This window comes from Pseudolysinimonas sp. (genome assembly GCF_051954455.1).
Classification (GTDB): Bacteria; Actinomycetota; Actinomycetes; order Actinomycetales; family Microbacteriaceae; genus Pseudolysinimonas.
In genome coordinates, this window is the sequence record NZ_JBQCHS010000012.1 from 34,218 (window position 1) to 50,498 (window position 16,281).

The 16,281-nt window shown below is 72.3% G+C and carries 19 protein-coding genes; 10 read left to right on the forward strand and 9 right to left on the reverse strand.

The window, feature by feature from the left end; all coding sequences use genetic code 11:
* Positions 1-3: 3 nt before the first annotated feature.
* The 3 genes from ACTHM3_RS04115 to ilvA all read left to right on the forward strand — a co-directional run bounded on the left by ACTHM3_RS04115 (position 4) and on the right by ilvA (position 3,595).
* Positions 4-1,086: an ABC transporter ATP-binding protein gene (locus ACTHM3_RS04115; RefSeq protein ID WP_440404825.1), complete on the forward strand. Its 1,083-nt coding sequence runs from the start codon at positions 4-6 to the stop codon at positions 1,084-1,086.
* 63 nt (positions 1,087-1,149) lie between these two features.
* The gene (locus ACTHM3_RS04120) at positions 1,150-2,346 is read left to right on the forward strand and encodes an AI-2E family transporter (protein ID WP_440404826.1); all 1,197 of its coding nucleotides are present in this window, start codon (positions 1,150-1,152) and stop codon (positions 2,344-2,346) included.
* Positions 2,347-2,368: 22 nt separating this feature from the next.
* Entirely contained in the window at positions 2,369-3,595 is a 1,227-nt protein-coding gene (ilvA, locus tag ACTHM3_RS04125; RefSeq protein ID WP_440404961.1) for a threonine ammonia-lyase, read from the forward strand.
* Positions 3,596-3,611: 16 nt separating this feature from the next.
* Here the strand turns inward: ilvA and greA are convergent, their stop codons facing one another.
* On the reverse strand, positions 3,612-4,100 hold the full coding sequence (gene greA / locus ACTHM3_RS04130) for a transcription elongation factor GreA (protein ID WP_440404827.1): 489 nt from the start codon (positions 4,098-4,100) through the stop codon (positions 3,612-3,614).
* A gap of 93 nt (positions 4,101-4,193) precedes the next feature.
* Positions 4,194-4,607 (reverse strand): DUF4307 domain-containing protein, encoded by a 414-nt coding sequence (locus tag ACTHM3_RS04135; RefSeq protein WP_440404828.1) that lies wholly within the window; start codon positions 4,605-4,607, stop codon positions 4,194-4,196.
* Between the two features lie 55 nt (positions 4,608-4,662).
* Between ACTHM3_RS04135 and ACTHM3_RS04140 the strand changes: the two genes are divergently transcribed.
* A complete protein-coding gene (locus tag ACTHM3_RS04140) occupies positions 4,663-4,920 on the forward strand; it encodes a hypothetical protein (protein WP_440404829.1) in 258 nt (85 codons plus the stop codon).
* A 13-nt stretch (positions 4,921-4,933) separates the two neighbouring features.
* Here the strand turns inward: ACTHM3_RS04140 and trhA are convergent, their stop codons facing one another.
* Positions 4,934-5,611 (reverse strand): PAQR family membrane homeostasis protein TrhA, encoded by a 678-nt coding sequence (gene trhA / locus ACTHM3_RS04145; RefSeq protein WP_440404830.1) that lies wholly within the window; start codon positions 5,609-5,611, stop codon positions 4,934-4,936.
* A gap of 53 nt (positions 5,612-5,664) precedes the next feature.
* Between trhA and ACTHM3_RS04150 the strand changes: the two genes are divergently transcribed.
* The 4 genes from ACTHM3_RS04150 (at position 5,665) to ACTHM3_RS04165 (ending at position 9,747) form a co-directional block, all read left to right on the forward strand.
* Positions 5,665-6,447, forward strand: a complete 783-nt coding sequence (locus ACTHM3_RS04150; protein ID WP_440404831.1) for an isoprenyl transferase — start codon at positions 5,665-5,667, stop codon at positions 6,445-6,447.
* Between the two features lies 1 nt (position 6,448).
* Positions 6,449-7,570 carry an aminotransferase class V-fold PLP-dependent enzyme gene (locus tag ACTHM3_RS04155; protein ID WP_440404832.1) on the forward strand — a complete coding sequence of 374 codons (1,122 nt, stop codon included), beginning with the start codon at positions 6,449-6,451 and terminating at the stop codon, positions 7,568-7,570.
* 282 nt (positions 7,571-7,852) lie between these two features.
* The gene (locus ACTHM3_RS04160) at positions 7,853-9,130 is read left to right on the forward strand and encodes a PhoH family protein (RefSeq protein WP_440404962.1); all 1,278 of its coding nucleotides are present in this window, start codon (positions 7,853-7,855) and stop codon (positions 9,128-9,130) included.
* A gap of 62 nt (positions 9,131-9,192) precedes the next feature.
* A complete protein-coding gene (locus tag ACTHM3_RS04165) occupies positions 9,193-9,747 on the forward strand; it encodes a prepilin peptidase (RefSeq protein WP_440404833.1) in 555 nt (184 codons plus the stop codon).
* Here ACTHM3_RS04165 and ACTHM3_RS04170 read toward each other — a convergent pair.
* Genes ACTHM3_RS04170 through xseA form a run of 6 tightly spaced genes read right to left on the reverse strand, consistent with a single transcriptional unit; the run spans position 9,702 to position 14,531 of the window.
* The gene (locus ACTHM3_RS04170; protein WP_440404834.1) at positions 9,702-10,304 is read right to left on the reverse strand and encodes a DUF4232 domain-containing protein; all 603 of its coding nucleotides are present in this window, start codon (positions 10,302-10,304) and stop codon (positions 9,702-9,704) included. The two genes, ACTHM3_RS04165 and ACTHM3_RS04170, sit on opposite strands and share 46 nt — an antisense overlap.
* An 8-nt stretch (positions 10,305-10,312) precedes the next feature.
* A complete protein-coding gene (locus tag ACTHM3_RS04175) occupies positions 10,313-11,728 on the reverse strand; it encodes a class II fumarate hydratase (protein ID WP_440404835.1) in 1,416 nt (471 codons plus the stop codon).
* Between the two features lie 26 nt (positions 11,729-11,754).
* Entirely contained in the window at positions 11,755-12,339 is a 585-nt protein-coding gene (locus tag ACTHM3_RS04180; RefSeq protein ID WP_440404963.1) for a carbonic anhydrase, read from the reverse strand.
* 41 nt (positions 12,340-12,380) lie between these two features.
* Positions 12,381-13,043, reverse strand: coding sequence for a DUF4245 domain-containing protein (locus ACTHM3_RS04185; RefSeq protein ID WP_440404836.1), 663 nt, complete (start codon positions 13,041-13,043; stop codon positions 12,381-12,383).
* Entirely contained in the window at positions 13,040-13,273 is a 234-nt protein-coding gene (locus ACTHM3_RS04190) for an exodeoxyribonuclease VII small subunit (RefSeq protein WP_440404964.1), read from the reverse strand. Before ACTHM3_RS04190 ends, ACTHM3_RS04185 begins: the two co-directional genes overlap by 4 nt.
* A 1-nt stretch (position 13,274) precedes the next feature.
* Positions 13,275-14,531, reverse strand: coding sequence for an exodeoxyribonuclease VII large subunit (gene xseA, locus ACTHM3_RS04195; RefSeq protein ID WP_440404837.1), 1,257 nt, complete (start codon positions 14,529-14,531; stop codon positions 13,275-13,277).
* Between the two features lie 107 nt (positions 14,532-14,638).
* Between xseA and ACTHM3_RS04200 the strand changes: the two genes are divergently transcribed.
* Both ACTHM3_RS04200 and ACTHM3_RS04205 read left to right on the forward strand, forming a co-directional pair.
* The gene (locus ACTHM3_RS04200; protein ID WP_440404965.1) at positions 14,639-15,700 is read left to right on the forward strand and encodes a 4-hydroxy-3-methylbut-2-enyl diphosphate reductase; all 1,062 of its coding nucleotides are present in this window, start codon (positions 14,639-14,641) and stop codon (positions 15,698-15,700) included.
* A complete protein-coding gene (locus ACTHM3_RS04205) occupies positions 15,697-16,275 on the forward strand; it encodes a DUF6264 family protein (RefSeq protein WP_440404838.1) in 579 nt (192 codons plus the stop codon). Before ACTHM3_RS04200 ends, ACTHM3_RS04205 begins: the two co-directional genes overlap by 4 nt.
* The last annotated feature ends 6 nt before the right edge of the window (positions 16,276-16,281 follow it).

Here is a 16,281-nt window from a genome sequence, read left to right on the forward strand (position 1 = left end):
CCCATGAGCACCATCGACATCTCCACCGACTCGATGCAGCAGTACGTCTCGCACCCCGGTGCGACCGTCGAGCTCGTCGACGTCGTCAAGGATTACGGATCGAGCCGCGCGCTCACCGGCGTGAACCTCACCATGCAGCCGGGCGAGTTCGTCGCGCTCCTCGGACCCTCGGGATGCGGCAAGACCACCGTGCTCCGGTCGCTCTCGGGCCTCGAGCAGATCACGAGCGGCGCGATCCGCATCGACGGTCAGGACGTCGCGAACGTGCCGGTCGACAAGCGCGACATCGGCATGGTGTTCCAGTCTTACTCCCTGTTCCCGCACATGACGGTCGCGCAGAACGTCGCCTTCGGGCTCGAGATGCGCAAGGTGGTGGGGGAGGACCGCAAGCGCCGCGTCGCTGAGGCGCTCGAGATGGTGGGACTCGGCCACCTCGGCGGCCGCTTCGCGCACCAGCTCTCCGGCGGTCAGCAGCAGCGCGTCGCGCTCGCCCGTGCGCTCGTCACCCGGCCCCGCGTGCTCCTCCTCGACGAGCCGCTGTCGGCTCTCGACGCCAAGGTGCGCGTGCAGCTGCGCGACGAGATCCGCCGCATCCAGACCGAGCTCGGCATCACGACGCTGTTCGTCACGCACGACCAGGAGGAGGCGCTCGCCGTCGCCGACCGCGTCGCCGTGATGAGCCAGGGCGACATCGAGCAGATCGGCGCGCCGGAGGAGCTGTACCGCACCCCCGCCTCGCCGTTCGTGGCCGACTTCGTCGGGCTCTCGAACCGCGTCCGCGGCGAGATCAGGAACGGCGTCGTGCACGTGATGGGCACCCAGTTCGAGCTGCTCGGCGACGTGCAGCCCGACGGTCCCGTGGAGGCGTTCATCCGCCCGGAGGACGTCCTCTACGGCGCGGGGCGCATCGCGGGCACCGTCATCACGACGAGCTTCCTCGGGTCGCTCCGACGCACGCGCGTGCTCCTCGACGACGGCACCCTCCTCACCGCGCAGCACGACGTCCAGGAGCGCCCGGAGCCGGGGCAGGCCGTCAAGGTCTCGTTCAAGGGGCGTCCGGTCTCCGCGCGTCCGCTCGCCGACTGAACGCGGACTGCGGACGTGCCGCGCCGCGGCTGAGCGACGGCCGCGGGGCGGCAGACTGAGCGGATGATCTTCCGCACGCGATCGGAGCGCGCCCGCGACGCGCGCGAGGCCCGTCATCCCGTGTCGGCGACCGCCGACGAGACCGTCGCGCCCGGCATGCGGATCGCCGCCGCGTGGTCCTGGCGCATCCTCGTGGTCGCCGGGGCGATCGCCCTGTTCTGCTACCTCTTCGTGACGCTCAAGATCGTCGCGATCCCGTTCATGGTCGCGATCGTGCTGGCGGCGCTGCTCGTGCCCGCCGCCAACTTCCTGCAGCGCCACCACTGGCCCAAGTGGCTCGCCGTCGTGCTGTGCGTCGTCGGCGTGATCGTCGTCGTCGGCGGGCTCGTGACCCTGATCGTCCTGCAGGTCCGCGGCAGCATCCCGGATCTCCAGAAGCAGACCACCGAGCGCATCGCCGACCTGCGCTCGTTCCTGGCGGCGCCCCCTTTCAACCTCTCGTCGAAGGACATCGACGGCTACCTGCAGGACGCGGGGAAGTCGATCCAGAAGGACTCCAGCGGGATCCTCTCCGGCGCACTCTCGATCGGCTCCACGTTCGGGCACGTGCTGGCCGGCCTGCTGATCACGCTGTTCTCGATGATCTTCATCCTCATCGACGGTCGCGGGATCTTCGGCTGGGTCGTGCGGCTCTTCCCGCGCCGGGCGCGGGCCGCGGTCCGCGGCGCGGGGGAGGCGGGCTGGGTCACCCTGACCTCGTTCGTCCGGGTGCAGATCGGCGTCGCCTTCATCGACGCCGTGGGCATCGGGCTCGGCGCCTGGATCCTCGGCCTGGTGTTCGGCGGGTTCCCGCTCGTACTGCCGATCGCGATCGCGGTGTTCCTCGGCTCCTTCATCCCCGTGGTCGGCGCCGTCCTGACCGGCGCCCTGGCGGTCTTCGTCGCCCTCGTCTACCTCGGGCCGATCCCGGCGCTCATCATGGTCGCGATCGTGATCCTGGTGCAGCAGATCGAGGGGCACGTGCTGCAGCCGTTCCTCATGGGCAGCGCCGTCAAGGTCCACCCGGTCGCGGTCGTGCTCTCGGTGGCGGCGGCCGGATTCATCGCCGGGATCCCGGGGGCGTTCTTCGCGGTTCCTCTGGTGGCCGTCCTCAATGTCATGATCGGATACATCGCCCGCGGCGACTGGCGGCACGACCCGCACCCCGATCGCCGCGATGTGACGTCGTCGAGGAGAGGACAGACCGGAGTTGTCCAGTGACACCGCGCCACGACCCCAGGTGATGCCGGGGCCGACGCTCGACGACATCCGCGCCGCCCGCGAGCGCGTGCGCGCCGTCGCGACGGTGACGCCCATGGAGGACTCGCACTTCCTGAGCGACCTGCTCGGGCATCCCGTGCACCTCAAGACGGAGAACCTGCAGCGCACCGGCTCGTACAAGATCCGCGGCGCGTACAACCGGCTCTCGCAGCTGACCGACGCGGAGAAGGCGCGGGGCGTCGTCGCGGCCTCCGCGGGCAACCACGCGCAGGGCGTCGCGCTGGCGGCGCGCGAGCTCGGCATCCGGGCCACGATCTTCATGCCGATCGGCGTGGCCCTGCCGAAGTACGAGGCGACCCGGGGCTACGGTGCCGACGTCGAGCTGCACGGCACGGCGTTCGACGAGACCCTCGTGGCAGCGCTCGAATTCGCCGAGCGCACGGGCGCGGTCATGATCCCGCCCTACGACCATCCGGACATCGTGGCCGGCCAGGGCACCCTGGCGTTCGAGATCCTGGAGCAGGTGCCGAGCGTCGAGAACGTCGTGGTGCCGATCGGCGGCGGCGGTCTCATCGCGGGTGTCGCGACGGCCTTCGCGCAGCTCGCGCCCGAGATCGGCCGTCAGGTGCGCGTCATCGGCATCCAGTCGCAGAACGCCGCCTCGTACCCGCCGTCTCTGGCCGCGGGGGAGCCGGTGTCGATCGCGACGGCGCCGACCATCGCCGACGGCATCGCGGTGGGGCGCCCGGGCGCGCTCAACTTCGAGATCGTGTCGCGAACGGTCGACCAGATCGTGACGGTGTCGGACGACGAGACCGCGGCCGCGCTCGTGGTGCTGCTGGAGCGGACCAAGCAGGTGGTCGAGCCGGCCGGCGCGGTCGGCGTCGCCGCAGCCCTCGCCGGGCGGCTCCGGGTGACCGGCCCGACCGTGTTCCTGCTCACGGGCGGCAACATCGACCCGATGGTGATGGAGCGCATCGTGAGCCGCGGACTCGCGATCTCGGGGCGCTACCTGGTGGTGCGGATCCCGCTGCCGGACCGCCCGGGCCAACTCGCGACGATCGCGGACCTGATCGCCGAGGCCAACGCGAACGTCGTCGAGGTGCTGCACACCCGGCACGGCAACGGACTGCTCATCACCGAGGTGCAGATCGACATCCACATGGAGACCCGCGGCACAGCGCACGCCCAGCTGGTGCTGGAGCGGCTCCGCGCCGCGGGGTATCGCCCGGAGGTCCTGCGCAGCTGACGCAGGCGTCCCGGGGTCAGGCCCGGTACGTCTCCACGTCGACGATCTCGACCGGGATCTCGCGACCGTTCGGGGCGGTGTAGGCGCCGGTGTCGCCGACCTTCATGCCGAGAATCGCCTGGCCGAGCGGGCTCGTCGCGGGGTAGACGTCGAGTTCCGTGTCGCCGGCCACCTCGCGGCTGCCGAGCAGGAACTTGGTCTCGTCGCCGGCGATCTTCGCCGTGATCACAGTGCCCACCTCGACGACGCCGTGGCTCGCCGGGGGCTCCCCGACGCTCGCGGTGCGCAGCAGCTCGGTGAGCTGACGGATGCGGGCCTCGATGTGTCCCTGCTCGTCCTTCGCGGCGTGATAGCCGCCGTTCTCCTTGAGGTCGCCCTCCTCGCGTGCCGCGGCGATGCGCTCGACGATGTCGGCGCGCCGCGGACCGCTCAGCTCTTCGAGCTCGGCCTGCAGCCGGTCGTAGGACTCCTGGGTCAGCCACGTCGTGGCCGCGGTGTCGGACATGATGCTCCTCGGATTCTCCTGGGGCGCCGCATCAACAAGAAAGACCGGCCGGAGCCGGTCTCGAGTCGAAGTCAGCGGTCGGACAAGCCTAGGTCAGTCCTTGCCGGCCCAGCAAGCGCCGACGCTGCCGTTCACAGCAGGCTGCGAGACTCGGATCCGCTCCGTGTGGCGGTAGGTGCGCTCGGTCGACGCGGGGAGGTCGACGACCTTCCACCCGACGATCGCGTGCTTCTCGTCCACGGCTTCGAACGAGCACGTGACGGCCGTGCCGGGGTTGGTCGAGATCTGCTCCGTCACGGCGATCGTCGTGGCGTCGACGTGGCGGTACCCGACGTCCTGGTTGTCGATCGCGGTGCCGGGGGCGAACAGCCCGACCCAAATCACCCACGCGATCGCCGCGGCGAGCACGGCCGCGCCGACGACGACCGCGAGCACCACGGCGCGTCGGCGCCGGCCGGGTGTGCGGCCGTAGCGGCGGTCGAGGTTCGCCGCGGAGGCGGTGGTCACAGGTCGCTCCCTTACTCTGTCACGAGGCTATCCGCCCGATTCTGAGAGGCCGACCTTGCTCGACACCCTTGCCGCTCGGCTCGCCGCCGTGCCGACGCCCGCCCCCTCGCCGACGTCGAAGGTGCCGGACACCGCCGTCACCCCGGGCGTGTGGGGCTTCGTCGTGACGGCCGCGATCGGCGTGGTCGTGATCCTGCTGATCCTCGACATGATCCGGCGGCTGCGTCGGGTCAACTACCGCGCGGAGGTCCGCGAGCGCATCGCGGCCGAGCAGGCCGCGGGCGAGACCGGCGAGTCCCGCTCCGACGGGTGATCGCCGGCGCGGTTCAGACCGTGACCGGGTGCTGCACCGCGAGGAGGATCCCGGCCCACTGGAACCCGAACGCGATCACGGTGCACGAGTGGAACAGCTCGTGGAAGCCGAACACCCCCGGCACCGGGTTCGGACGCTTCAGCGCGTAGAAGATCGCTCCCGCCGAGTAGGCGATGCCGCCGATCAGGATGAGCAGCATCGCCATCCCGTCGAAGGCGATGAGGTCGCCCGCGAACAGCACCGCGGCCCAGCCGAGCAGCAGGTAGATCGGTACGTACAGCCAGCGCGGGGCTCCCAGCCAGAAGACCCGGAACACGATCCCGAGCAGGGCGCCGCCCCAGATGACCGCGAGCAGGATCAGGTTCTTCGGCCAGGCGAGCGCCGTGATCGACAGCGGGGTGTAGGTGCCGGCGATGAGCAGGAAGATGTTCGAGTGGTCGAAGCGGCGCAGCCGCGGCTTCGCCTCGTACGGCACCGGCAGCAGGTGGTACACCGCCGAGACGCCGAAGAGCAGCAGCGACGACGCCATGAAGACGGCCGACGCGGCCTTCGCGGGGCCGCCGTGCGCGATGCCGATGAGCACGATCCCCGCCGCGAGCGCGAACGGGAAGGCGACCGCGTGGATCCATCCCCGCCAGCGCGGCTTGTCCGCCGGCGGGGCCGGCGCAGCGGGCGCGGTGGGGGCGGTCATGCTGCGAGCGTAGAGGGAGCAACCTGACAGCCGGGTCGGACTAGCGTGGACGCGTGGCAGAGCCGACCGAGTCCAGCAGAGGGCTGCTCTACCGCCTCTACCAGGCGCGACTCCGGCGCTCGTTGGTCGACGCGTCCCTGCCGCATCACGTCGCCATGATCATCGACGGCAACCGGCGGTGGGCACGGCAGCGCGCGCTCGAGACCGCGGCGCACGGCCACCGGGCCGGAGCCGCGAAGATGCTCGAGTTCCTGCGCTGGTGCGACGGCCTCGGCATCCGGGTCGTCACCCTCTACCTCCTCTCGGCCGACAACCTCGTGGGGCGGCCGTCGGACGAGCTCGAGCAGCTCTTCGTCATCATCGGCGACCTCGCGACCGACCTCGCCGAGGAGGGCGACTGGCGCATCCAGCACGTCGGCACCTCCGAGGGCCTGCCACCCGCGCTCGCCGAGAGCCTGCGGTGGGCGGAGACCGCCACGGTGGAGAAGACCGGGATGCACGTGAACCTCGCCGTCGGCTACGGCGGACGGCGCGAGATCGCGGATGCGATGCGCCAGATCGTGCGCAGCCACGGCAAGGGCGGCGGCACGATCGACGACCTCGCCGACATCCTCACCCCGGAGCTCATCGCGGAGAACCTGTACACCCAGGGGCAGCCCGACCCGGACCTCATCATCCGCACCTCGGGGGAGCAGCGGCTCTCCGACTTCATGCTCTGGCAGAGCGCGCACAGCGAGTTCTACTTCGTCGAGGCGCTCGGCCCGGATCTGCGCGAGGTCGACTTCCTCCGCGCCCTCCGCGCCTTCGCGGTGCGCGAGCGCCGCTACGGTCAATAGCGTGGACATCGACGCCTACGCCGCGCGCTTCGACGAGGAGCCCGGCTATCTCGACTTCGCCGGGATCGGACCGATCGGACGCGCCGTCCGGGAGGAGGTCGCCGGCCTCGACGAGACCCTCGCCCGCGGCCGCTTCGGCGCCTTCGGGGTGCTCCGGGAGCAGGACCGGCGGATGCGGGATGCCGTCGCGACGCTCACCGGCTTCCCGGCCGACCGGGTGGTCTTCCAGCCGAACACCGGCACCGGCCTCCTGCACGCCACGTTCGGGATCACGGGCGGCATCGCCGTCTCGCCGGCCGACTACCCGGCGATCACCTACGCCGTCGACCGCGCGGCCGAGGCGCTCGGCGTGCTGACCCCGACCTGGATCGAGACCGACCACGGCCGGGTCACGCCCGGCAACCTGCGCGAGCAGCTGACCTCCTCGATCGTCGCGGTCGCGCTCAGCCTGGTCGACTTCCGCACGGGGTTCCTCGCCGACCTGGAGGGCATCCGCCAGGTCATCGGCGACCGGCTGCTCGTCGTCGACGCCACCCAGTGCTTCGGGATCGTCGACGCGCCCTGGCAGCTCGCCGACGTCGTGGTCGCGGGCGGGCAGAAGTGGCCGCGCGCCGGGATGGGGACGGGCTTCATGGCGCTCAGCGAGCGCGCGCTCGAGCACCTCACGCCGGTGTGGTCGGGGTCGGCGGGCGACGGAGGCGAGGGGCCCGCGCTCGACGAGATCCGCGAGCCGGCGGACGGGGCGACCAAGTTCCTGGTGAGCACGCCGGACCCGATCGCCGAAGCCCGCCTCGCGGCCGCCCTCGAGGAGATCGCCGACGTGGGCGTCGAGCAGGTGAACGCCCGGATCGCGCAGCACGTGAGCCGGATCATCGACCTGGCCGACGAGTTCGCCCTGCCGGTGGTCTCGCCTCGCGCCGAGTCGGAGCGTGCCGGGATCGTCGTCGTGCGGCCGGCCGACGACCAGCTCACCGCGCTCGTCGCCTCGCTCCACAACCACGGCGTCTCCGCGACGACCCGCGCCGGCACCGTGCGCTTCTCACCGCACGCGTCGACCGAGGAGGAGACCTTCCTGATGCTGCGCGGGGCGCTCCAGTCGTTCGCGACCGCGGTCACGGTCTAGCCGTCACCTCGTCTTCACACGATCGCAACACGCGCTCGTGCGTGTCGCGGAACGCGGACGCGCCGCTCGGGGTTACGTTCGCCCCATCGGACACGGCGTCCGATCGGAGCGGCCACGTAAGTTCGCTCCGCGAGCCCCGGCCGCTCCGTTTTGGCTAGATGACCGGAAGCCTGTCGCGCTTCCGGGGATGGAGTGGGAGTGCCCGCGCTCGACAAGCCCTCGCCCGAATCCACCCAGGCCCGCCCCGCGCGGACCCCGCAACGGACGGGGGAGCGCACCTACGTGCTCGACACCTCCGTGCTCCTGAGCGACCCGAGCGCGATGTTCCGGTTCGCGGAGCACTCGGTGGTCCTGCCCGTCGTCGTGGTCACCGAGCTGGAGGGCAAGCGGCACGATCCGGAGATCGGGTACTTCGCGCGGCAGGCGCTCCGCAAGCTCGACGACCTCCGTGTCGAGCACGAGCGCCTCGACTTCCCGATCGCGATCGGCGACGACGGCGGCACCCTGCGGGTCGAGCTGAACCACACGAACATGTCGGTGCTGCCGTCGGGGCTGCAGCTGGGCGACAACGACTCGCGCATCCTCGCCGTCGCGATGAATCTCGCGAGCGAGGGGCTCGACGTCGTGGTGGTCTCGAAGGACCTGCCGTTGCGCGTCAAGGCCGCCTCGATCGGTCTCGCCGCCGAGGAGTACCTCGCGGAGCTCGCCGTCGACTCCGGCTGGACCGGCACCGCCGAGCTCACTCTCTCAAGCGAACAGATGGCCGAGCTCTACGACAACGAGACGATCTCGACCCGCGCGGTGGCCGACCTGCCGGTCAACACGAATCTGGTCATCCACTCGGACCGCGGCTCGGCCCTCGGCCGGGTCGCCGACCGGGGGATGCTCAAGGTCGTCCGCGGCGACCGCGACGTCTTCGGCCTCCACGGTCGCAGCGCGGAGCAGCGGCTCGCGATCGACATGCTCCTCGATCCCGAGATCGGCATCGTCTCGCTGGGCGGCCGCGCCGGCACCGGCAAGAGCGCCCTCGCGCTCTGCGCGGGGCTCGAGGCGGTGCTCGAGAAGCAGCAGCACCGCAAGATCATGGTGTTCCGCCCGCTGTACGCCGTCGGCGGCCAGGAGCTCGGCTACCTGCCGGGCGACAAGGACGAGAAGATGAATCCCTGGGGCCAGGCGGTCTTCGACACGCTCGGCGCCCTGGTCTCGGAGAACGTCCTCGAGGAGGTCGTCGAGCGCGGCATCCTCGAGGTGCTGCCGCTCACGCACATCCGCGGCCGCTCGCTGCACGACGCGTTCGTGATCGTCGACGAGGCGCAGTCGCTCGAGCGCAACGTGCTTCTGACCGTGCTCTCGCGCATCGGCCAGAACTCCCGCGTCGTGCTCACCCACGACGTCGCGCAGCGCGACAACCTGCGGGTCGGGCGGCACGACGGCGTCGCGAGCGTCATCGAGACGCTCAAGGGCAACGCGCTCTTCGGGCACATCACGCTGACCCGCTCGGAGCGCTCCGCCATCGCGGCGCTCGTCACCGAGCTGCTGGAGTCCAATGAGCTGAGCTGAACCGGCTCCCGGCTGTGGGGACGGCGGGCACCCAGGCCCGTCGTCCCCGCTACTTTCCCCTCGTGGGACGGATCGCGTGGCAGCTGCCGCTCGCGATCGCGCTCGCGGCCCTCGGGGTCGTCGCGATCGGGCCCACCGCAGCCGCGATCCCGGCGCTGTACCTGGCGGCCGTCACCCCGGAGCTCGCGGTCGTCGATCTTCGCGAGCACCGGCTGCCCGATCGGATGACGCTGCCGGGCGTCGTCGTCGGCGTCGTCGCCGCCGCGCTGCACGCCGTCGTCACGCGCACCGTCCCGTGGACGCCGCTCCTCGCCGCCGCCGCGCTGGCCTCGCTGTTCTTCGTGCTCGCCCTCGCCGGCGGGATGGGGCTCGGCGACGTCAAGCTCGTCGCGGTGATCGGGCTCGCCTCTCCGACGCTCGCGATCGCGATCGTCGCGCCGTTCGCGGCGTTCGTCCTCGGGGGCGTGGTCAGCACCGTCGTGCTGGCGCGGCGGGGGCGCGGATCACGGATCCCGTTCGGGCCGTTCCTGCTCGCCGGCTACGTCGCCGCGCTCGTTCTCGTGGTCGCGGTTCAGCCGAACGCGGCCGCGGCGGGCATGGCGGCCTGGATGGGGTAGGCCGTCCAGCCGAAGCCCGCGATCGGCGTGCAGGGGTGCAGCAGCGTGACGTCGATCGAGACCGTCGAGGGAGAACCGGGCGGTGTCACGAGAAGGGTGGTGTGACGGGAGTCGCTGCAGTGCCCCGCGATCCCGCCGTCGGTCGTCGTCGCGAGGGCCACGGGTGCGTAGGCGCTCGCGCCGGGCGGGACCACCACGGGCCCGGCAGGGAGACCGGCGGCCGTGCCGGCCGGGACGCCCTCCTGACCCCGGGGGCCGCCGGTGAGCGCGACCGTCGGCGCGCCGTCGAGTACGCACGTGCCCGGGCTGGTGTTGGTCAGCTGGACGACCAGGTGGCCGAGCGGTCCGCTGTCGAGCTCCTGCCGGACGCCGGTCCACGTGCAGGAGGCGGGGGCGAGCGTCGGGGTGGGGCTCGCAGTCGGGCTTCGGGCGGCGGTCGACGCCGCGGTCACCGGAGCGCCGGAGCACGCGCTGAGCGCGAGCGCCAGCGCGAGAACGGCGGGCGCGGCGACCAGGGCCGCCCGCACCGCCACCGCGCCCCGCGCCCGTCGAGCCATCGGCCGGATCAGCCCGGGTGGGTCATCGACAGGACGTCGAGCGCCGCGTCGAGCTGCTCGGCGGTGAGCTCGCCGCGCTCGACGAACCCGAGGTCGATGGTCGACTCCCGCACCGTGATGCCCTTGGCGACCGCGTTCTTGGCGATCTTCGCCGCGTTCTCGTAGCCGATGAGCTTGTTCAGCGGCGTGACGATCGAGGGCGACGACTCGGCGAGCGCCCGCGCCCGCTCCACGTTCGCCTGCAGCCCGTCCACCGTCTTGTCGGCGAGGAGCCGGGTCGCGTTGCTGAGCAGACGGATCGACTCGAGCAGCGCCGTCCCCATGACCGGGATCGCCACGTTGAGCTCGAAGGAGCCGCTCGCGCCCGCCCAGGCGATCGTCGCGTCGTTGCCCATCACCCGCGTCGCGACCATGATCGTCGCCTCGGGGATGACGGGGTTGACCTTGCCCGGCATGATCGACGAGCCCGGCTGCAGATCGGGGATGTGGATCTCGGCGAGGCCGGTGTTCGGCCCGGACCCCATCCAGCGGATGTCGTTGCAGATCTTGATGAGCGACACCGCGAGCACCCGCAGGGCGCCCGACGCCTCGACGAGTCCGTCGCGCGCGCCCTGGGCCTCGAAGTGGTCGCGGGCCTCCGTGATCGGCAGGCCGGTCGACTCCGCGAGGATCGCGATGACGCGCTCGGAGAAGCCCTGCGGGGTGTTGATGCCGGTGCCGGTCGCGGTGCCGCCGAGCGGGACCTCCGCGACGCGCGGGAGCGCCGCCTCGATCCGCTCGATCGCGAGCCGGATCTGCCGGGCGTAGCCGCCGAACTCCTGCCCGAGGGTGACGGGCGTCGCGTCCATGAGGTGGGTGCGGCCCGACTTGACGACCCCCGCCCACTCGGCGGCCTTCGCCTCGAGCGACGAGGCGAGATGGTCGAGCGCCGGCACGAGATCCTGGGTGAGCGCCCCGGTCACCGCGACGTGCACGGAGGTGGGGAACACATCGTTCGACGACTGCGACATGTTCACGTGGTCGTTCGGGTGGACGTTCGAGCCGAGCGAGCGCGTCGCGAGCGTCGCGAGCACCTCGTTCATGTTCATGTTGGAGCTCGTGCCCGAGCCGGTCTGGAACGTGTCGATCGGGAAGTCGCCGTGGTGGGCGCCGCCGATGACCTCGTCCGCGGCCGCGACGATCGCGTCGGCGATCTTCGGCGCGAGGATCCCGATCTCCTTGTTGGTCAGGGCCGCCGCGCGCTTGATGCGGGCGAGCGCCACGATCTGGCCGGGCTCGAGCCCGACGCCCGAGATCGGGAAGTTCTCGACCGCGCGCTGGGTCTGGGCGCCGTAGAGCGCGTCCTTCGGGACGCGGACCTCGCCCATGGTGTCGTGCTCGATGCGGAACTCGCCGCTGGTGCCGGACGGATCGGTCGGGGACACGGATCGCCTTTCGGATCGGAGGAGGGTCAGGCGGGGAGGCCGAGGACGACGTCGGGGACCACGCGCCCCTCGAGGAGCCGGTAGTTCGCGCCGACGATGCCCAACCTACCCGCGGCCACGGCCTCGGACAGGAGCTCGGACTCGTCCAGCAGCTCGGCCACGGTGTCGCGCAGATGCGCGCGCCCGACGGCGGACGGGTCCCGGTGCCCGTCGACGACGGGCACCGCCTCGACGGCGGGCGCGATCGGTGCGATGAGGTCGCGGATGTGCGGCGGCAGCGGCGCGGCGTCGGGCTCGGACTGCGCGATCGCGGCGGCGACGGCCCCGCACGAGTCGTGCCCGAGCACGACCAGCAGCGGGGCCTTCAGCACCTCGACGCCGTACTCGATCGAGCCGACGACCGAGCTCGAGACGACCTGACCGGCGTTGCGCACCACGAACAGGTCGCCGAGCCCCTTGTCGAAGATGATCTCGGCGGCCAGGCGGGAGTCGCTGCAGCCGAACAGGATCGCGTGCGGCTCCTGCCCCACGGCGAGCTCCTCGCGGCGCTCGACGTCCTGGCGGGGGTGCCGGGGCGTTCCCGAGACGAAGCGCTCGTTGCCGCGCTGCATCTCCTCCCAGGCCTCCGCGGGCGTCGGACGGACGTCGTCGGTCACTGCAGCTCCTTCCCGATGGCGGTGGCGACCGTCGCGAACTCGCCGTTCGTGGCGGTCGAGCCGGTCAGCACGATGGTGGAATCGCCGCTCGTCGCGACGAGGGCGTAGGCGACGTGCGCGTCGTCGCCGAGCGTGCGGTCGCGGTGGTCGTAGACCCGCCAGTCCAGACCGCCGTAGCTCCGCGTGCGGGTGGGCTGCAGCCGCTCGACCTGGTCGGCGACCCAGGTCGCGTCGGCCCGGAATCCCTGGGTCAGGCCGACGTATCGCGCGTCGGGGCTCAGCAGGCCGATCTCCCACGTGGAGACCTGGCCGTCGCCGGGCTGCGAGAGCTCGGCCCGGTTCGCGTACCAGCCGGAGGGGAGCCGGGGGGCGGCCAGCCGGCTGTCCACCGAGGCCTGCGCCTGCTGGGCGGTCTGCAGGTAGTCGACCTGCTGTCGGGAGTTCTCGGGGGCCGGCCGCACGACGACGAGGACCAGCACGACCACGACGACGAGCGAGGCGCCGATGGCCAGCAGGAGGTTGATGAGCGTCTGATTGGCGCGGTGGGCGCGGCTGGAGGCGGCGCGACGATCCGCGATCTCGTCCGCGGTCTCCGGGCGTCCGAGCTCCGCGACGATCGGCCGGCCCTGCTCGTCGCTGCCGGCGTACTTCGGGCTCACGACTCGGCGGCCGCGGCGGCGCTGCGGGCCGCGTCGAGCCGCTGCTTCGCGCCCACGAGCCACTCCTCGCAGCGTCGCGCGTGGGCCTCCCCGCGCTCCCACAGCGCGAGCGACTGCTCGAGGGTGGCGGACCCCTGCTCCAGCTCCGTCACGACCCGCACCAGCTCGTCGCGCGCCTGCTCGTAGCTCAGCTCGGCGACGTCGGGAGGGGTGTCGGACACGGCCGTCAGTCTACCCGCGGCCTCCGGCGGGTCGGGCGGGTGCGTCGACCGTGGTGGAGACCTCGCCGTCCGCGAGGGTGAGGAGGAGCGGCTCGCCCGTCGTCGCCTCCGCGGCCGACCGCAGGATGGCGCCGTCGCGCCGCTGCGCGATCGCGTAGCCGCGCTCCAGGGTCCGCTGCGGGGAGAGGGCGCGGAGCTGCCCGCGCAGCTCGTCGACCCGGCGCTCGTGACGCTCGACGGTGTGATCCATGAGCTCGGCGCCGCGCGCGACCCAGCGGGTCAGCTCCTCCGCCCGCGACTCGACGAGCCAGCCCGCGTCGGCGAGGGCCGGGCGGCTGCGAATGTGCGCGAGCCGGTCGATCTCGCCGGTCACGAGAGCGGTGACGCGGCCGGTCATCCGGGCGCGCGCCTGCTGCACGCGGGCGAGCTCCTCGGCGACGTCCGGGACGACGCGCTTCGCGGCGTCGGTCGGGGTCGAGGCCCGCAGGTCGGCCACCTCGTCCAGGAGGGGCCGGTCGGCTTCGTGGCCGATCGCGCTCACGAGCGGCGTGACGCAGGCGGCCGCGGTCCGCAGCAGGGCCTCGTCGCTGAACGGCAGCAGATTCTGGAAGTCGCCGCCGCCGCGCGCCAGGATGATCACGTCGACCTCGGGATCCGCATCGAGCTCGCGGATGCCGGCAGCCACGTCCGACGCGGCGCGGTCGCCCTGCACGGCCGCGTACCGCAGCCGGAAGCGCACCTCTGGCCAGCGCAGCTGCGCGTTGCGCACGACGTCCTTCTCGGCGTCCGAGTCGCGACCCGTCACGAGCCCGATGCACTGCGGGAGGAAGGGGAGGCGCACCTTGCGCTCGTCGGCGAAGAGCCCCTCCTCGGCGAGCTGTCGCCGCAGCCGCTCGAGCCGCTCGAGCATGTCGCCGAGACCGACGTGGCGCAGGTTGTAGACCTGCATCGAGAGGGTGCCGCCCTTGAGCCAGTAGTCGGGCTTCACGAGCGCGATCACCCGGTCGCCCTGGCGGAACTCCTCGCTGAACTTGGCGCGGGTCGACGACCAGATCCGGAGGTCGACGGTCACGTCCTGCTGGAGGTCGCGCAGCTTCGCGTACACGTTGCCGGCGCGCTCGCCCCACTGGGTCAGCTCGCCCTCGACCCACACCGTGCCCAGTCGGTCGATCCAGCCCTTGAGCTTGCCCGCGAGCACGGCGACCGGCCACGGCGCCTCCGGGGTCGCCGGGACGCTGCCGTCGGCGACCGCGACCGTCTCACTCACGCCCCGAGGCTAGCCGCCCCCGCCGACCGCCGGCTCCCGTCGTCCACCGCGGGCGCATCTCGCAGCGGCACCCAGGAGCGCCTCCGTAGAATCGGGGGGTGTCCGGCATCTCCAACGGGGTCCACCCCGTCGCCCCGCCGCGCCGCCGTCCCGCGCGCGGGCGGCTGCGCGACGAGCCCGTCGCAGGGGCGAAGCGCGTGCTGCTCGCGGCGCCGCGCGGATACTGCGCCGGCGTCGACCGGGCCGTGGTCGCGGTCGAGAAGGCGCTCGAGCACTTCGGCGCGCCGGTCTACGTGCGCAAGCAGATCGTCCACAACGTCCACGTCGTGAGCGAGCTGGAGCAGCGCGGCGCGATCTTCGTCGACGACGTCGCGGAGGTGCCGGAGGGCTCGCACCTCGTGTTCTCGGCGCACGGGGTGAGCCCCGCGGTCGTGGCGGGCGCCGCGGCCCGCGGCCTCGAGACGATCGACGCGACCTGCCCGCTCGTGACCAAGGTGCACCGCGAGGCGACCCGCTTCGCCGGGCAGGGCCGCCAGATCCTGCTCATCGGCCACGCCGGCCACGAGGAGGTCGAGGGCACGATGGGCCAGGCGCCCGAGCGCACGATCCTGGTGGGCTCGCCGGACGACGTCGACGCGATCGAGGTCGACGACCCGGCGAACCTCGTCTGGATCTCGCAGACCACCCTGAGCGTCGACGAGACGATGGACACCGTGCGCCGGCTGCGCGAGCGCTTCCCGCTCCTGCAGGACCCGCCCTCCGACGACATCTGCTACGCCACCCAGAACCGTCAGGTCGCCATCAAGAAGGTCGCGCCGGAGGCCGACCTCGTGATCGTGGTCGGCTCGGCCAACAGCTCCAACAGCGTCCGCCTCGTCGAGGTCGCCCTCGAGCGCGGGGCGAGGGCGGCCTTCCGCGTCGACTACGCCGACGAGATCGAGCAGTCCTGGCTCGACGGCGTCGCGACCGTCGGCGTCACGAGCGGCGCGAGCGTGCCGGAGGTGCTCGTGCAGGAGGTGCTCGAGCAGCTCGCCGACGCCGGTTACCGCGACGTCGAGGAGGTGCGCACCGCCGAGGAGGACCTCATGTTCTCGTTGCCGAAGGAGCTGCGCCGCGACGCCTCGGGCGCCGCCGACGATCGCGCCCTCGGCGGCCGGAGCCGGGCGTGAGCGAAGCGGAGGGCACCGGCACGAGCCGCCCCGCCGACGAGGAAGACCTCCGGCGGCGGCAGGCGCCGCTGTACGGCGAGTACGCCACGCCGGAGGAGGTCGCCGCGATCCGCGGACCCGATGCGCCGCCGCTCGTGCCGCTCGAGCCGTCGCCCCCGCCGCCTCCCGCCGGCCGTCCCGTCCCGGGACCTCCGCCGCCCGGTCAGCGCCGCCCCGCGGGCTGGGACGGCATCGTCACCATCGGCCTGCTCGCCTTCGGCGCCTACAACGTGCTCTCGGGGGTCGTGAGCTTCCTCGACCTGCGGGGGTTCCTCGCACAGGCCGCGCAGCAGACGGGCATCACCGGGTTCCGGGCGCCGGCCGGGATCGAGGCCCTCGGCTACGCGATCATCGTCGTCTGGGTCGTGCTCTACGTGCTCGCGATCGTGTGGGCGATGCGGCGTCTGCGCTCCGGTCGGGTCGCCTTCTGGGTGCCGCTCGTCGTCGGCACCACGGTCGTCGTCGGCACGGCGCTGGTGCTCGCGATCGTGTTCTACGCCTCCGGAGCGACGCCCGTCCTGCAGAATCAGGGCTGACACCGA